Source organism: Streptomyces sp. NPDC059994 (assembly GCF_042737755.1).
Classification (GTDB): Bacteria; Actinomycetota; Actinomycetes; order Streptomycetales; family Streptomycetaceae; genus Streptomyces.
This window is the reverse complement of sequence record NZ_JBHWUR010000071.1, coordinates 1-15170: the sequence shown is the minus strand read 5'-3', so window position 1 is coordinate 15170 and position 15170 is coordinate 1. Positions and strand designations below refer to the sequence as shown.

Here is a 15170-nt window from a genome sequence, read left to right as displayed (position 1 = left end):
CCAATCAGTTCGGCCCGTCTCCTGACGAGAGCGCAAGGTGTCGCGGGGCGGAGTCCGCGCACCACTCAACGATCGCGCGGCGTGCCACGGTTGTGGCGCTCGCGTCTGCGGCGGCCCCGTGGCCCATGGCGGCGGCGAGGTCACTCATGCGCTGGGTGACGGGACCCATGCGTCGTTCCGCGGGCATGGCCAGCACGGGCAGCAATGCCTCCATGACGCCGTCTGGCTCGCCGCAGGCGAGCAGGGCCGCGGCCTGGCTGATTCGGATCTGCGCCTCGGTGCCATACGCGCGGACCCGCTGAGTGGCGAGCAGATCAAGAGCGCTCCGCGCCTCGCGCAGCGCCGCCTGCGGCTGGCCGATGAGCAGGTGGACACCAGCCGCGTAGTTCTCCTGCCGAGCCTGCGGGCAGGAGAAGAGGCCGCCGATCTCGTCTGTTCCCGTCATGACCTCACGCGCGTGTTCCGCCCTGGTGAGGGCCCCCTCGGCTTCGCTCCGTGCGCCGAGCATGGACCATGCGTCGGCCTCCTGGCAGGCAAGCAGCGCTCCCACGGTTCCGTCTGCGGAGACAAGAGCTCCCCGCCGGGCGTGGTTCACCGCGTCTTTGAGGCGTCCGTCCCAGACGGCAACCTTGGAGCGGGTTGAGCAGACCCAGGCGCGCAACACGTTGTGGCCGGCAGTCTCGGCGCACAGCCACGCGGTACGCCCGTGGGTGTCGGCGGCGCGAAGGTTGCCGAGGTCGGAGGACATCCAGGCGAGGAGTCCACAGAGGTAGCCCGCCGAGACGTACAGGTCGACGGATTGGCGGGGTGGCTGGTGCCCTTCGAGGAGGCGGAACACCCGGTCGCGGAGGTTGCAGGTGCGGCGGAACATCAGCAGGGGATCGTCGGTGAGGTAGTCCCGGGCGAGGGTCTGCACGTCGGCGAAGAGCTGTTCGAGGGCGATGTCGCCGACGTTGGTGGACTCGGCCCACTGTGCCCAGGTCGCCGATTCTGCGGCGGCTGCGAGTACGCGGTCAGGCTCCGGCTCGGCCGGGGCAGGCGGGTGCGGTGTCGTCCGGGGCTGCTCGGGTGCGTGGTGCTGAAGAATCCGCAGATCACCGTTCGGCAGGGCCCGGCGGTCGTCCATGTCGAGGAGGTCCTCGACATCACAGTCGTAGATCGTGGCGAGAGCGACGAGGACTTGGAGGCTCGGACGTCGCGCGCTCGCGCCGGGCCACTTCTCCCACTTGGCCACGAGGGAAGCGTCGGCCGCGATGGCTTGCCCGGGTCCGCAGGAGAGTCGCTCTGCGGCCTCCTGCAACGTCCACCCCAGAGCATGTCGCCATGCCTCTCGCGGACGTACATGGAAGCGGACGCGCATCTCCATGGCGATCTGCGCAGTCGTACATCCGACGGCGCTCATCTCATGGCGAAGAGCGTCACGGTCCGGCTTCGATCCCGGCTTCGGCGGTGGTGACATCGCACTCCCTGACGACACGTTCTTACTCACGGTAGTCAACATGTCGCCCTTGAGTGGCCGTTCCGTCTGTTCTGCGGGGCACACCGCGTCCAATTCCACGGCCAAGAAACGACGTTGCCGCAGGTCAGCCCGGACCGGGTGGGCCAGAAAAGTTGGACACCCGCGACCGTGACGGGGAACACAACAGAGCGCGAATGTTGAGGCCCCTACGAACCTCACGACAGGGGCTCACCTGTGTTCGCTATCCCCATCGGAACGGGCAGGAGCGACAGCCGTGTCAGCGTCGCGCTGTACGCCTGCATCTCAGACGGCAGCACTCCCGATGCCGTTCTCACTGCGCTGCGTGAGTACGCCACGGCCCAGGCGTGGACGGTGACGGCCGCGCTGTACGACGTCGGGCCGCTGGACCGCGTGAAGGACCAGCGGCCGGGGCTCACCCGGGTCTTGCGCCTCATGGGGGACGGGCGAGTCGGCGGGGTGGTGACGCCATCTGCGGCCCACCTTGCCGTCGCGCTCCCGCTCCGCGGCCGCGCCTCCGCCGCGTTCATCCGCTACGTCCAGCCCTCCGAGGTGGTCGCGCCGTGATGAACCAGACCGGCAGAGCCATCATCGACTGGCTCGCCTCGGCCCACGACGTGCCCGCGCAGGCCCGGCGGGAGTTCGGCGTGGGTGTCGCACTCGTGCCCTTAGGCGAGAAGTTCGACGCGATCCGCCTGCCCGCCGAAGTCGTCCACGCGGCGGCGGACAGTGAAGACCCGGACACCGTCGCCTCGTTCCTCGCCGAGGTCCTGGAGGACGGGGCGGTGATCCATGACGCGTACGGCGTCGGTGTCTGGTACTACGCACTCGTTCCACCGGGCACGCACGCTGTCTGGCGGGTGCCGCGCGTCGAGTGCCTGCGACCGGGAACCTGGCTGGGCATGCCCCGCGTCGATCTGACCGCACGGCCCGGCCCGTACTGGGCACTGCCGCCGAGCGCGGTGGGCAGCGTGTGCGCGGTGCGCCCCGTGGCCGACCTGGTGGCGCTCGGGCAACGCAGGCTGCGTCAGGCGCCGGCGCCGGAGCGGATGCTGTGAGCGTCCGGTCGGTGATCCGGTTCGCGGAGTGGATCCTCGGCACGGACACCACCCCGGGAGCGTCCGGACCGGTCTACGTGATGGAGTGCACCACGTGCCTCGACACCTCCCCGCCCTCCGACGAAAGGGCCGAACCGGAGGACTGGGCAATCCGGCATACGGCGCGGCATCACGACCACGGCGGGTTCCGGGCACTGGTGACCTCGTTCGCACGGGTCACCCCCGCCCCGGGCAACCCGCTGCACAAGGAATCCCGGTGACCGCCCGCCCCCGGGCCGGGCACCTGGGGGCGGATGCTGGTCTCGGTCGCTTGCCAGTCGCCAAGCGCGGCCGGGTTACGGGCGTACGAGGCCGGGGAGCGGGACGTCCACGGCGTGGGCGATGCGGATCAGCATGGTGAGGCTGGGGTCCGTCATTGCGTACTCGACGCGATGGGGACTTCGATCACGAAACGGCCCCCCAGTCGATCAAGACTGAGGGGCCATCAACCGTGCTCCTACCTGCTACGGAGCATCACGGTGGGCATGGACGGTTTCGAACCGCCGACATCTGCTTTGTAAGAGCAGCGCTCTACCCCTGAGCTACACGCCCGTGGCACATCCGTGGATGAGGGAACAGCGTACATGGCCTCCGGGGCAGGGCTGCAAACCCGTTCGCCGGGGCAGGCGGGTCGACGGGGAGGTGCGAACTAATCGGCCGGTGTGTTCGTCCTTACCTGGTGGGAGAATGAACCGGCAGGCGGACACGGCACGGGAGAGGGATGTGACGGCGACACACGCGCGGCCGTACAGCAGAGCGGGTGCCATCGTCCCCGGTGTCGGAGTGCGGGCCGCCGGGGGTCGGCGGGCCCTCGGGGACGCGCTCGCGCTCGTCGCACTGCCGCTGGTGCTCGGGGCCGCGCTGCTGCCCGGGGCGTTCGCCGGGGGCGGGACGCGGCGGTGGTTCGGCGGGCGCGGGGAGAGCGTGCGGGCCGACGCGCAGGCGGCCAAGGACGCGGCGGCCGCCGCCTTCTACGAGCTGGACACCGCCCAGCGGGACCTGCGGATCTCCATCGAGACGATCACCGCCGTGGACAGCTCGCCGCGCGCCCGCAAGGCCGTGGACGACTTCGCGGCGCTCGGCCGGCGGATCGACGAGGTCAGCAACGACTACATCACCGCGGTGGACGCGCACGACCTGGACCGCGACGGCCTGGACGCCTCGGTGGCCGCCAGGGCCCGGGGCGAGCTGACGAAGGCCAAGGACGACCTCGTACGGGTCAAGGGCGAGCTCGACCGTTTCGAGCAGAGCCTGGGGCCGCTGCTCTCCACCGCCGAGACCCAGCTGGCCCGGCTCGCGCCGGCCGTGGAGCGCGCGCGACAGGCGCTCCTGGGCGCGAGCACCGCTCTCGATTCGGTGCGGGCGTCCGGACTGAGAGCGGACGATCTCGCCGCCCGGCTCGCCGCTCTGGGGCCCGAGCTGACCCGGCTCAACCAGGGCGCCGGGCAGCACGGCGTGCCCGAGACCCTGGAGCGGGCCGACCGGGTGCTGCGGGACGCGGAGGGCGTGCGCGCCGAGGCCGAGCGGCTGCCCGAGCGGGCCGCCGAGATCGACCGCCGCCTGGTCTCGCTGCGCACGCGCGCGCAGGCGCTGACCACCCGGGCCGGCACCGTCGACCCGGTCCTGAGCGAGCTGCGGCGCCGGTTCGCCGCCGCCTGCTGGCAGGACCTCCAGCAGGTGCCCGACGAGGCGCTCGCGAACGTACGGCAGGCCGAGGAGAAGCTGAAGGAGGCGGCCACCGCGCGCGACGAGCAGCGCTGGGCCGACGCGACCTCCCGGCTGAGCACGGTCAGGGCGCTCCTCAACTCCACCGACGAGGCGGTCTCGGCCGCCGGGGACCGGCTCCAGCGGCTCAACGCCGTCGCGAAGGACCCGCAGCAGGAGATCCAGCGGACCCGGTTCGCCATCCGGGACGCGCAGCGCCTCGCGATGTCCGGCCGCAACACCCCGGACCCGCGCGACGCCCGCCCGCTGGACGACGCCGTGGCGCGCCTGGAGCGCGCGATCGCCACGCTGGAGGGCCGCCACCCCGACTACTGGCACTTCCTCACCGAGACCGAGGCGGTCCGGCAGACCACCGCGCGCGTGGTGGCCCAGATCCGCGAGGAGCGGGGGCACGGGGCCTGACGCCCGTCACCGGGACGAGTTGTCTCCGCCGCGCGACGGGCGGATCCTGGGAGGTACGGACGACACGAGGAGGCCGCCCATGGCCACCCAGCCGCTTCATCCCCTGCGTCACCCCATGCGTACCCCCCATGTGTCCCTCGACGAGCATCTGCCCGTCGACCACCGGCTGAGCCGGGTGTACCGCTTCGGCGCCGGGATCATGGGGCTGTTCCTGCTCGTCTTCGGCATCCTGGGGCTCACCCACAACATCGGGTTCTTCGACACCGGCGGCAAAGAGGTCGCCGGGCTGAGCACCAACGGCACGCTCAGCGTGATCTCGATCGTCGTCGGGGCGCTGCTCCTCTACGGCATGGTCAAGGGCGGCAACTTCGCCTCCTGGATGAACATGTCCCTCGGGGTCCTGTTCCTGATCAGCGGGTTCGTGAATCTGGCCCTGCTGGACCGCGGCTCGGCGAACTTCCTCGCCTTCAAGATGCAGAACGTGATCTTCAGCTTCCTGGTGGGTCTGGCGCTGATGGTCTTCGGGATGTACGGGCGGGTCGGCAGCGCTCTCCCACACGACAACCCGTACTGGCGGGCGCGGCGCGAGGCGGAGGCGCAGGCGGAGCCGGGCGTACGGGAACGGCCCCTGCGGTAAGCGGCACGCGGCAGCGGTGCGCCCGTTAACCTGGGGCCATGCCTCGCTATGACTACCGCTGCCGCTCGTGCGGCGACACGTTCGAGCTCAGCCGCCCGATGGCCGAGTCCGCCGCGCCCGCGATGTGCCCCGGCGGGCACGAGGACACGGTGAAGTTGCTGTCCACCGTGGCCGTGGGCGGCCTGTCCAAGGCTGCGCCCGCGCCGTCCGGCGGGGGCGGGTGCTGCGGCGGAGGATGCTGCGGCTAGCTCTCGGATGCGGGATGCGGGCCGTATGCGGCTGGTCGCTCCCCCAAGTTCTCGGCTTCGCTCGAACAGGGGGGACCCCCATCGCGGCGGAGCCGCACAGTGTCACAGCCCCGCGCCCCTGATCCCCAGGGCCGCTAGCGCTTCCTGGACAACGTCAAGCCGTCCGCCACGATCAGCATCACGCTGTCCATCCGCTCGTCCCGCGTCACGTGCTCGTTGAACCGCTGGATCCCGGCGGCGGGACCGGTCGCCGCCGGGTCCAGGACCTCACCGTGGAAGAGCGTGTTGTCCACGGCGATGAGGCCGTTCTGCCGCATCCTGGGCACCAACTCCTCCCAGTACGCGATGTAGTTGTCCTTGTCCGCGTCGAGGTAGGCGAAGTCGATGTGCGGCTCCGCGGGCATCGCCCGCAGGGTGTCGAGCGCCGGAGCGATCCGCAGGTCCACTTTGTGCGCCACACCCGCCTTCGTCCAGGCCTCGCGCCCGTACGCCGTCCACTCCTCCGAGATGTCGCACGCGATCAGCCGTCCGTCGTCGGGCAGCGCCTGCGCCATGGCGAGCGCCGAGAACCCGGTGAAGGTGCCGACCTCCACCACGTGCCGGGCGCCCGCCAGCCGGACGAGGAACGCGAGCAGCGGCGCCTGCTCCTCGGCCGACTGCATGCCCGCGTAGTCGGGCAGCCGGGCGTAGGTCGTCTCCACGAGCTCGCGCTGCACCGCGTCCAGGGGCGGGTTGTGCGCCAGCATGTACGCGTACAGCCCGTCGGTGATCTTTGTGCTGTTTCCCTTGGTCATACGGGCGAGTATGCGACCGGTCAGGGCGTGGCGAGCGCATTGCGGGAGGCCGTGGCGCGGGTGGCGAACCGGCGCACGATCTCCTCGCCCGCCAGCACGCCCCGCTCGTCGAGGACGTCGACGTGCGGCGCGGTCCAGCCGGAGTCCGCGAGTTCGCCGTGGCCCGGGCGCCAGCCCTCGTCGGCGGCGAGCAGCAGGTCCGCGTCGAGGAGGGAGTCCCCGGCGGCCAGGGTGAGTTCGGCGCCGGTGCGGCGGGCCACCTCGTGGACGGCCGCGCTCTTGGTCAGCGGCTTCGGCACCGCGTAGATCTTGCGGCCCTGGAGCGAGACCGTCCAGCCGCGCCCCTCGGCCCAGGCGCCCAGCTCCTTGACCCAGTCCTCGGGCAGCAGCGCGCGCTCGACCACGAGGTAGGCGAACAGGTCCTCGGCGACCCGCTCCTTGCGCAGCCAGAGCGGGTCGGCGGTGGCCGAGATATGGGCGCGCACCTCGTCGAGGGTGGCGCACTCGGCGGCGATCCGGGCGTCCACAAGGCGTCGCCAGTCGCGGTCGGCCACCCCGTCGACGAGCAGCTGCCCGCCGTTGGCGCAGATCGCGAACTTGGCGGGCAGGCCGGGCAGTTGGATGCGCTGGTACTGCTTGCGGGTCCGGGTCGTGGTGGGCACGAAGACCGTGTCCGGGTCCGCCTTGAGCGCGGCGAGCAGGGTGGCCGCGTTCTCGGTCATGTACGAGAGCGGCTTGTGCTCGTGGATCTCCACGCAGAGCAGCCGCGGGGCCCGGGGGTCGGGCATGGTCAGGTCGAGGGCCGCCGCCGAGTAGATCAGCGTACGGTCCAGATCGCTGGCTATCAGAGTGCTCATCGGGAGGCCACCGCCTTGCCGTCGGCGCCGGTCGCCCCGCGCGTGTAATGGGGGTGGATCAGTCCTACGCAGCTGTACGGCAGGTCGTCGACCCATTCCACCGGCACCCCGCGCTGCTGCGCAAGGAGGCGTACGTGGTCGAGGTCCGCCCCGGCGTCGCGGTGGGCCAGGATCTTCCAGGGGACGCGGCGCAGCAGGACGCGGGTGGTCTCGCCGACGCCGGGCTTGACGAGGTTGACGTCGTGGATGCCGTACTCCTCGCTGATCCGCTCGACGGCGGCCCAGCCCTCCCAGGTGGGGCTGCGGTCGGCGGCCTGGAGCGCCTTGGCCTCGCGGTCGACGTCGGCGGCGACCTCGTCGAAGCGGGCGGCGACGGCGTCCAGGAAGTCCACCGAGACGTCGGAGTCCGCCAGCTCGCGGTAGAACTTGGCGCCGTGGAAGTCGCCGGGCCCGATCAGGTCCTGGCGCAGCACGGTCCGCGATATCAGCCCCGACACGGTCGAGTTGAGGCAGGCGGACGGGATCAGGAAGTCCTCGCGGGTGCCGTAGGTACGGACGCAGGAGCCGGGGTCGGCGAGGACGGCGATCTCCGGGTCGAAGCGGTCAACCCCCGAGGATACAGCGAACTCCCGGATCGCGGCGGCCAGTTCGCGCGTGATGGCGCCCTTGCCGGTCCAGCCGTCGACGAAGACGACGTCCGCCGCGTCGTGGTGGGCGGCGAGCCAGCGCAGCGCGTTGGGGTCGATGCCGCGGCCACGCACGATGGAGACGGCGTAGTGCGGCAGGTCGAGCCCGTGCCGCTGCTGGGCCCAGCGGCGCATCAGGACGCCCACGGGGGTGCCCGCGCGGGCCAGCGAGACCAGGACCGGGCGGGGCGCCCGCTCGGCCAGGACCGTCTCGGTCACCACGCCCACGGCACGGGCGATGCGCTCGGCCGAGGCGTCGAGCGCGGTGCGGAAGAGTCCCTGGTACTGGGGGGACGGCTGGTACTCGACCGGCAGCGACTCCGCGTAGTGGGCGCCGCCGCTCTGGATCGCCTCCTCGCGCTCCTCGGTCGGCGCCTCCAGCTCGACCCCGGACAGGTCCTTGAGCAGCCAGCCGACCTCGTCGGGCGCGTACGAGGAGAAGGCAGGCCCCCGGAGGGGCTCGGGCAGGGGCTCGGGCATGGGGGCACCTTTGGGTACGTACGAGGGGACGACGGCCAGCACGACGTGCGGGATGTGCGCGGCGAGCCTGGCGAGCAGGCCGTCGGGGGCGTGCAGCTCGGGGGTGTCGGCGGCGGAGTCGACGACGGCCACGACGGTGTCGTACCCGGCACCGGCCACGTTGTACGCGTAGCGCTCGCCGGGGCCGTCGGCGGGGTCGTCGTGGGCGGGGAAGACCAGGCGGGTGCGGATGGCGTACCCGGGGTCGTCCACCGCGAGCACGGGCGACCTGGTGGTCGTGGAGTAGCGGACGTCCGCGCCGGACTGTTCCAGGGCGAGGGCGAGGCGCAGGGGCGTGTACATCAGCTCCTCGAACCCGAGGAGGAGGGTGCGGCCGGGGGTGTTCCCCAGGGCCTCCTTGATGGCGGCGGCCATCTGCGGGAGCGCGGCCTCCAGGTCCGTGCGGTGCGCCGGGGTGAAGCCGTGGCGCCCGCCGTCGGGGACGCCGACCGGCCAGGGGAGGCCGACGCGGGTCACAGCGGGCGTCCCCGCCCCGCCGTGGACAGGCGGGACCGGGGCGGGGAGGCCGACGCGGGTCACAGCGGGCATCCCCGCCCCGCCGTGGACAGGCGGGACCGGGGCGGGGAGGCCGACGCGGGTCACAGCGGGTATCCCCGCGCCGCCGTGGACAGGCGGGACCGGGGCCGAGGACGGAGAAAGGGCGCCCGGCGCCGGGGTGCCGCTGTGCCCGCCCTCCCCCAAGGTCTCGGCTTCGCTCAAGCAGGGGGGACCCCCATCGCCCTTGGCGGCACGATTGCCCGCAGCGGCGGCGGCAGGCGCCGTGGCCGCCCGGTCAGGGCTTTCGGGAAGGGGCGGGGTGGGGGAGCTCTCGTGCTCGGCCACCAGCGCCATGCCCCGTTCCAGCACCCCCTCCGGCAGCAGAACCGTTCCTGCCGCCAGGGTCACCAGGTCCACCTCCGCCCCGATCTCCGCCGCGAACGCGGTCAGGCGGGTGCGGTCCGCCGGGGAGCGCATGTCGACCAGGGCGACTATCACGTACCGGGTACGCGGGTACCGCGCGTGCAGCGCCCTGATCGTGTTCAGGACCGTGTTGCCCGTCGAGAACTCGTCGTCGACCAGGACCAGCACCCCGTCCCCCGCCAGCAGCGCCGGATCCTCCGGCAGCAGCAGGTGGGAGGTCGCGTGGGAGTGGGACTCCTCGAAGCCGCCCGCCCGCGCGACCCCCGCGACGGGGCGGCGCGTGGAGTGGAGGTAGGGCGCCACGCCCAGGCCGTCCGCCACCGCGTGGCCGAGACCCGTCGCGGTCTCCGCATAGCCCAGGACGACCGCTCCGGCCGCCTCCGGGCCGAGCAGCTCCCGTACCTCCTCGCCCAGCGCGTACCCCGCCCCGTACACCCGTGAGGGCCGCTGGGGCACGTGCTTGCCCAGCACGTTGGAGACCAGCAGATGCGCCCGCTTGGGGTTGCGGCGCAGGGCGAGGCCCAGCAGCTCGGGCAACCGCTCGTCACCCTGGAGTTCGACTCCGAGCCGCTCCGCGACCCACGTTCCCGACCAGACCACCACGTTGTCGACGCTCTCCGTCTCAGTCATCCGGCCAGGCCGGCGGTCAGCAGCTCCACGAAGCCGGTGTCCTCGTGCGCGACGCCGAAGACCTCGGCGCGCAGCAGAGTCCGCTCGGCCCACGCGCGGTGCGGCTTCACTTCGTTCATTTTGTTCGTATACGCGGAGCGCAGCACTCCGCCGCCGCCCCGCTCCGGCCGCAGGATGTCCCGGGCGTCGCTGTACTCCTCGTGGCTGACCACGGACAGTGCGTGCACCGGCACCACGTGCGAGGGGTGGATGCAGGTCTTGCCGAGCAGCCCGTTGGCGCGGTCGAGCTCGATCTCGCGCAGCAGGCCGTCGATGTCGTGCTCGATCAGCGTGTCGCGCAGTTCCTCCGCGCGCCCCTCAAGGAAGGGGCTGCGGCGCAGCTGGGGCTTGAACATGCGCTCCTGGAGCCTGAAGTACTCCCACACAGGCCCGGTGATCGTGAAGCCCGTGCCGTCGGCGCGGCCGAGCACGTTGACCACGTCCGCGATCACCCCGGCCACGATCTGCACGTCGTACGCCGTCATGTCCGGCGAGCGCCGCAGCCCGTACGCCGAGCAGAAGTCGGTCACACCGAGCCGCAGCGCCAGCACCCGCTCGCGGTACTTGTCGACGGTCCGGGCGATGCCGGTCAGCGTCTCGCAGCGGGTCTCCAGATGCAGCAGCTCGGGCGATTCGAGCACCGGCATGGCGAAGAGCCGCCGCCCACTGGCCGCCTCGGCCGCGCCCAGCGCCTCCAGGAACGGCACCCCGCGCTCCTCGGTGAACTTCGGCAGTACGAATCCGGACAGCATCCGCACCGAGGAGCCGAGCCGCTGCACCAGATCGGGGATCTGGGCGGGCTCGCGGACCCGGATGAACAGCAGCGGGGTCTGTCCGCCGCGCGCGTCGAGGTCGGCGAACTGGCGGACCAGATTGGCCTCCGCCCCCGCCACCTCGGCGTCGTCGATCGAGTCCTCCAGGCAGAGCACCATGGACACGACACCCCGGCGGGCCTGCTTGAGCACGTCGTCGGCGAGCGCGGGGCGGGTCGCGGGGCTGTAGAGCGTGGCCCCCAGGGCGGCGGACAGCACGCGCGCCGGAGAGTCCGAGCTGAACTCGACGGGTTCCCGGTGGAACAGGTCCTTACGAGCAGCAGGCGGAACGTGCCCGAAGTGACGCATATGGATTCCCCTGTACTGCAACGATGGCCCGGACTGAGTGAGGGTGGGTGGCCGGTAATAGTACGTAAGAACACATGTCACGAGTTCCCCGCGTTCATGAAATCCAGGTAACCGGCCCGCGCCCTTCCGGCGGCGCGCGCGGACGCGGTACGTAAGGTACGTACCGCTCATCTGCGGGACAAGGCCGCCCCCGGGCCCCCGCGTTGTCCGGGCGGGCGACGGGAAGGCAGGATTGCGACCATGACGCACGCGATGCTGAAGGGATCCAACGTCCCTCTGGACGCCATGGCCGTGAGGGCCGTGCTCCGCTGGACGCCGGGCACCGACGTCCCGGACGTGGACGCCTCGGCGCTGCTGCTCGCCGCCGACGGCCGGGTGCGCTCCGACGAGGACTTCGTCTTCTACAACCAGCCGCGCCACCCCTCGGGCCTGGTGCGGCGGCTGCCGAAGAAGCGGGTCGGGGACGGACTGACCGACACCATCGAGGCGGATCTGGCCGCGCTCGACCCGTCCGTCGACCGCGTCCTGGTCACCGCCTCCTCGGACGGCGCGACCTTCGGGTCCGTACGTGACCTGCGGATCCTGCTGTACGACGCGGGGCCGGGCGGCACCGAGCCGCTGGCCGTCTTCGATGTGAAGGCGGAGACCGGCGAGGAGACCGCGATCATCTGCGGCGAGCTCTACCGGCGCGGCGAGACGTGGAAGTTCCGCGCGGTGGGGCAGGGCTATCCGACCGGTCTGGTGGGTCTGGCGACGGAGTACGGGATCTCCGTGGACGAGGACGGCGAGGCGGGCGAGGAGGCCGACACGGGCTCCTCCGGCGCCGACCGGGCCCGGACCCACGGCCAGGCCGCGCCCGGGGCCCACTCCGCGTCCGTGTCGCAGCCGCAGCCGCAGCCGCAGACCCAGCCCTATGTGCCGCCGCTGCCGTCCGCCTCGCCGCCCTCCTACGGCTATCCGCACCCCGCGCCGCCGCAGCACTCTCCCGTGCACCAGCCCTCGTACGGCTATCCGCAGCCCGCGTCGGCGCAGCCCGGCTACGGCTATCCGCAGCCGGCGGCCGCGGCGGCGCACACCGGGGACCCGGACTTCGTGCTGCCGCCGATGGGGCCGCAGTTCATCCGGCAGTGACGGGCGGGGCCGGGCGGGCAGGGGCCCGCCGGGCCCGCTCACGCGCGCACTCTCAGGCCTTCGTCTTGTAGCCGCGCCCCCACTGGAGCCCCCATCCGTAGAGCCGGTCCAGCTCGGCCTGGAATCCGTACACGAACTTCACCTCGCGGCGCACGACCATGTCCCCCTTGATGTTCTCGATGGAGACGACCGCGCAGGAGCGGGCCTGCGGGGCGTGCTCGTCCAGGTCGATCTCTATGCGCGGGCCGTTGCTCGGGTAGAGCGTGACCTTGGCGTGCGTACGGTCGAAGGCGGGCGTCTGGTCGTAGATGTAGACGAAGAGCAGCAGCCGCTTGATGGACTCGCTGTGGTCGAGGTTGACGTAGATCGTCTCGCCGGACGGCGAGCCGAACCGGTCGTCGCCGCTGAGCTGGACGTACGGCGCCGCGTTGGTGGCGCCGAAGAAGCCGCCGAGCGGCTGCACCACGCCCTTGGAGCCGTCGTCGAGCTCGTAGAGGCAGCCGAGGTCGAGGTCGACGTTGACCACGCCCTGGGTGTGCGCCTGGACCACATCGGGCTTGAACAGCTTGAACGGGTGCCGCAGCACGCTGGGCCCGGACCGGCCGCGGAAGTCGGAGGTGCGCATCCGCCACGACAGGTTGACGCGCAGCGACCCGGAGTTGGCGCCCTGTTTGCCGAGCGAGACCACCGGATGCCGTTTGGTCAGCTCGATGGCATTGCTCGCGGCGCTGCCCGTGTCGAACTGCGCCGAGGGCCTGCCGCCGCGCAGCAGGTTGTCCCAGAAGGCCATCTGTTCCCCACCCCTATACGAACCAAGTGAACGGCCCCGCACCGGAAAGAACGGCGGGGCGGCCGGAAGGCGCGAACCTTCCGGCCGCCCCGCTCAGAGCGTTCCGCAATCGTCGACGGGTCACACCAAGGATTCAGACCCCCGTGGAGACTTCCGCCTTCTCACTGAAATCCCCGCCGCCCTCCGCGGCGATCCGCTTGTTGCGGCGGACCGAGGACCAGAAGGACCAGGCGATCAGGACGACGCCGACGAGACCGGTGATGACCTCGTGGATCTCGTACTGGATGGTGACCAGGAGGATCACGGCGAGGGCGCCGATCGCGTAGTGCGCGCCGTGCTCCAGGTAGACGTAGTCGTCGAGGGTGCCCTGGCGGACCAGGTAGACCGTGAGGGACCGCACGTACATGGCGCCGATGCCGAGGCCGAGCGCCATCAGGACGATGTCGTTGGTGATGGCGAAGGCGCCGATGACGCCGTCGAAGGAGAACGAGGCGTCCAGGACCTCAAGGTAGAGGAACATGAAGAACGCGGCCTTGCCGGCGAGCAGCACCGCCGATGCGCCGCCCCTGCCGCTCTTCTTGGCCTCTTCCTCGGCCTCCAGCTCGGCCTCCTCCTCTTCCTCCAGCTTGTCCTCGAAGTAGCCGGAGAGGCCGCCCACGATCATGTACGTGATCAGACCGGCGATGCCGGAGATGAGGACCGTCTCGCCCTTGTCCGCCTGCGCCCCGCCGTGCAGATGGGCGTGGGTCGCGAAGGTCATCGAGGAGACGAGCAGGACGCCGAGCGCGATGGCGACCGAGAGCATGTCGACCTTGCCGAGCTTGGCCAGCGGCCGCTCGATCCAGCGCAGCCACTGGACGTCCCGGTCCTCGAAGATGAAGTCCAGGAAGATCATGAGCAGGAACATGCCACCGAAGGCGGCGATCGACGCGTGCGCGTCGGTCACCAGTTCCTTGTAGTGCTCCTTCTCGTTCAGCGCCAGGTTGACGGCCTCGATGGGGCCGATCTTGGCGCTGATGGCGACGATGACGACGGGGAAGACCAGCCGCATACCGAAGACGGCGATGAGCACACCGACCGTGAGGAAGATCTTCTGCCAGAAGGCACTCATCTTCTTCAGAATTCCGGCGTTGACCACCGCGTTGTCGAACGACAGCGAGATCTCCAGGATGGACAGGATCGCCACGATCCCGAAGGCCGTCCAGCCGCCGTAGAGCACCGCCAGAACAAGACCGACCGCAGTGATCACGAATGACCAGCCGAAGGTTTTCAGAATCACTGACTTCCCCATCTAGCTAGTGGGGGTCCCCCCAGACGGAGTCTGGGGGAGGGTCTCCCCCCGTGCCGCACCCACTTGGGCGTGGCTTTACGAAACGTTGACCCCGAAGTCTAGAGCGATCCCCCGGAGTCCGGACGCGTACCCCTGACCGACTGCGCGGAACTTCCACTCGCCGCCGTAGCGGTAGAGCTCGCCGAAGATCATCGCGGTCTCCGTGGAGGCGTCCTCGCTCAGGTCGTAGCGCGCGAGCTCCTGGCCGTCGGCCTGGTTGACCACGCGAATGAAGGCATTGCTGACCTGGCCGAACGTCTGGCCGCGGTTGTCCGCCTCATGGATCGAGACAGGGAAGACGATCTTGTCGCAGCCGGCCGGCACCTTCGTCAGGTCGACGATGAGGGACTCGTCGTCGCCCTCGCCCTCACCCGTGAGGTTGTCCCCGGTGTGCTCGACCGAGCCCTCCGGGCTCGTCAAGTTGTTGTAAAAGACGAAGTACTCGTCGCCGAGCACGCGCCCGGTCGCGCACAGCAGCGCGCTGGCGTCGAGGTCGAAGTCGGCTCCGGTGGTGGAACGCGCGTCCCAGCCGAGGCCGACCAGCACCTGGGTGAGGTTCGGTGCGGCCTTGGACAGGGAGACATTGCCCCCCTTGGCGAGCGTGACGCCCATGATCGTGTGTCCTCCCCTGAGTGACGAACGAAGGGTTGAGCGCGTCCGGGGGCCGCCCGGGGGGGGGGGGCCGGCGGGGGGGGGGGGCCGCGCCGGAGGTGTGGCCCCAATACGGCGCGGAGCCGCGCCGGCCCGCCCCGGAAACCCGGCCCCA

The 15170-nt window shown here is 71.1% G+C and carries 15 protein-coding genes and 1 tRNA gene; 7 read left to right on the top strand and 9 right to left on the bottom strand.

Annotated features, from left to right (window positions below):
- Positions 1-4 precede the first annotated feature (4 nt).
- Positions 5-1234, bottom strand: a complete 1230-nt coding sequence (locus ACFWA7_RS28005) for an XRE family transcriptional regulator (protein ID WP_385825775.1) — start codon at positions 1232-1234, stop codon at positions 5-7.
- 459 nt (positions 1235-1693) lie between these two features.
- On the opposite strand from ACFWA7_RS28005, the gene ACFWA7_RS28000 reads away from it, so the two are divergent.
- The 3 genes from ACFWA7_RS28000 to ACFWA7_RS27990 are packed head-to-tail and all read left to right on the top strand — an operon-like array spanning position 1694 to position 2795.
- On the top strand, positions 1694-2044 hold the full coding sequence (locus tag ACFWA7_RS28000; RefSeq protein WP_385542817.1) for a hypothetical protein: 351 nt from the start codon (positions 1694-1696) through the stop codon (positions 2042-2044).
- Positions 2044-2535: a hypothetical protein gene (locus tag ACFWA7_RS27995; protein WP_385542814.1), complete on the top strand. Its 492-nt coding sequence runs from the start codon at positions 2044-2046 to the stop codon at positions 2533-2535. The genes ACFWA7_RS28000 and ACFWA7_RS27995 overlap by 1 nt, the downstream gene beginning before the upstream one ends.
- On the top strand, positions 2532-2795 hold the full coding sequence (locus ACFWA7_RS27990; RefSeq protein ID WP_385542811.1) for a hypothetical protein: 264 nt from the start codon (positions 2532-2534) through the stop codon (positions 2793-2795). The genes ACFWA7_RS27995 and ACFWA7_RS27990 overlap by 4 nt, the downstream gene beginning before the upstream one ends.
- Before the next feature lie 259 nt (positions 2796-3054).
- Here ACFWA7_RS27990 and ACFWA7_RS27985 read toward each other — a convergent pair.
- Positions 3055-3126, bottom strand: a tRNA-Val gene (locus tag ACFWA7_RS27985).
- 171 nt (positions 3127-3297) lie between these two features.
- Between ACFWA7_RS27985 and ACFWA7_RS27980 the strand changes: the two genes are divergently transcribed.
- The 3 genes from ACFWA7_RS27980 to ACFWA7_RS27970 all read left to right on the top strand — a co-directional run bounded on the left by ACFWA7_RS27980 (position 3298) and on the right by ACFWA7_RS27970 (position 5586).
- Positions 3298-4701, top strand: coding sequence for a hypothetical protein (locus tag ACFWA7_RS27980; RefSeq protein ID WP_385542808.1), 1404 nt, complete (start codon positions 3298-3300; stop codon positions 4699-4701).
- 79 nt (positions 4702-4780) lie between these two features.
- Positions 4781-5338 carry a DUF4383 domain-containing protein gene (locus ACFWA7_RS27975; protein ID WP_385542806.1) on the top strand — a complete coding sequence of 186 codons (558 nt, stop codon included), beginning with the start codon at positions 4781-4783 and terminating at the stop codon, positions 5336-5338.
- Between the two features lie 38 nt (positions 5339-5376).
- Positions 5377-5586 carry a zinc ribbon domain-containing protein gene (locus ACFWA7_RS27970; RefSeq protein WP_385542803.1) on the top strand — a complete coding sequence of 70 codons (210 nt, stop codon included), beginning with the start codon at positions 5377-5379 and terminating at the stop codon, positions 5584-5586.
- A 134-nt stretch (positions 5587-5720) separates the two neighbouring features.
- Here the strand turns inward: ACFWA7_RS27970 and ACFWA7_RS27965 are convergent, their stop codons facing one another.
- The 4 genes from ACFWA7_RS27965 to ACFWA7_RS27950 are packed head-to-tail and all read right to left on the bottom strand — an operon-like array spanning position 5721 to position 11153.
- Positions 5721-6380, bottom strand: coding sequence for an O-methyltransferase (locus ACFWA7_RS27965; RefSeq protein ID WP_385825773.1), 660 nt, complete (start codon positions 6378-6380; stop codon positions 5721-5723).
- A gap of 20 nt (positions 6381-6400) precedes the next feature.
- A complete protein-coding gene (locus tag ACFWA7_RS27960; RefSeq protein WP_385542797.1) occupies positions 6401-7237 on the bottom strand; it encodes an HAD family hydrolase in 837 nt (278 codons plus the stop codon).
- Positions 7234-9993 (bottom strand): phosphoribosyltransferase domain-containing protein, encoded by a 2760-nt coding sequence (locus ACFWA7_RS27955; RefSeq protein WP_385825771.1) that lies wholly within the window; start codon positions 9991-9993, stop codon positions 7234-7236. Before ACFWA7_RS27955 ends, ACFWA7_RS27960 begins: the two co-directional genes overlap by 4 nt.
- On the bottom strand, positions 9990-11153 hold the full coding sequence (locus tag ACFWA7_RS27950; RefSeq protein WP_385825769.1) for an HpcH/HpaI aldolase/citrate lyase family protein: 1164 nt from the start codon (positions 11151-11153) through the stop codon (positions 9990-9992). Before ACFWA7_RS27950 ends, ACFWA7_RS27955 begins: the two co-directional genes overlap by 4 nt.
- Before the next feature lie 240 nt (positions 11154-11393).
- Here ACFWA7_RS27950 and ACFWA7_RS27945 point away from each other — a divergent pair, with 240 nt between their 5' ends.
- Positions 11394-12284, top strand: a complete 891-nt coding sequence (locus tag ACFWA7_RS27945; RefSeq protein ID WP_385825767.1) for a TerD family protein — start codon at positions 11394-11396, stop codon at positions 12282-12284.
- 52 nt (positions 12285-12336) lie between these two features.
- Here the strand turns inward: ACFWA7_RS27945 and ACFWA7_RS27940 are convergent, their stop codons facing one another.
- The 3 genes from ACFWA7_RS27940 to ACFWA7_RS27930 all read right to left on the bottom strand — a co-directional run bounded on the left by ACFWA7_RS27940 (position 12337) and on the right by ACFWA7_RS27930 (position 15016).
- A complete protein-coding gene (locus ACFWA7_RS27940; protein WP_385542784.1) occupies positions 12337-13074 on the bottom strand; it encodes a Tellurium resistance in 738 nt (245 codons plus the stop codon).
- Between the two features lie 133 nt (positions 13075-13207).
- Entirely contained in the window at positions 13208-14353 is a 1146-nt protein-coding gene (locus ACFWA7_RS27935; protein ID WP_385542781.1) for a DUF475 domain-containing protein, read from the bottom strand.
- Between the two features lie 87 nt (positions 14354-14440).
- Entirely contained in the window at positions 14441-15016 is a 576-nt protein-coding gene (locus ACFWA7_RS27930) for a TerD family protein (protein WP_385542778.1), read from the bottom strand.
- Positions 15017-15170: the final 154 nt, after the last annotated feature.

Bases quoted from the DNA above. Each gene is read 5' to 3' on its own strand.
- ACFWA7_RS27995 (WP_385542814.1), top strand. From the start codon at position 2,044: ATGAACCAGACCGGCAGAGCCATCATCGACTGGCTCGCCTCGGCCCAC.
- ACFWA7_RS27975 (WP_385542806.1), top strand. From the start codon at position 4,781: ATGGCCACCCAGCCGCTTCATCCCCTGCGTCACCCCATGCGTACCCCC.
- ACFWA7_RS27970 (WP_385542803.1), top strand. From the start codon at position 5,377: ATGCCTCGCTATGACTACCGCTGCCGCTCGTGCGGCGACACGTTCGAG.
- ACFWA7_RS27965 (WP_385825773.1), bottom strand. From the start codon at position 6,380: ATGACCAAGGGAAACAGCACAAAGATCACCGACGGGCTGTACGCGTAC.
- ACFWA7_RS27960 (WP_385542797.1), bottom strand. From the start codon at position 7,237: ATGAGCACTCTGATAGCCAGCGATCTGGACCGTACGCTGATCTACTCG.
- ACFWA7_RS27955 (WP_385825771.1), bottom strand. From the start codon at position 9,993: ATGACTGAGACGGAGAGCGTCGACAACGTGGTGGTCTGGTCGGGAACG.
- ACFWA7_RS27950 (WP_385825769.1), bottom strand. From the start codon at position 11,153: ATGCGTCACTTCGGGCACGTTCCGCCTGCTGCTCGTAAGGACCTGTTC.
- ACFWA7_RS27945 (WP_385825767.1), top strand. From the start codon at position 11,394: ATGACGCACGCGATGCTGAAGGGATCCAACGTCCCTCTGGACGCCATG.
- ACFWA7_RS27940 (WP_385542784.1), bottom strand. From the start codon at position 13,074: ATGGCCTTCTGGGACAACCTGCTGCGCGGCGGCAGGCCCTCGGCGCAG.
- ACFWA7_RS27930 (WP_385542778.1), bottom strand. From the start codon at position 15,016: ATGGGCGTCACGCTCGCCAAGGGGGGCAATGTCTCCCTGTCCAAGGCC.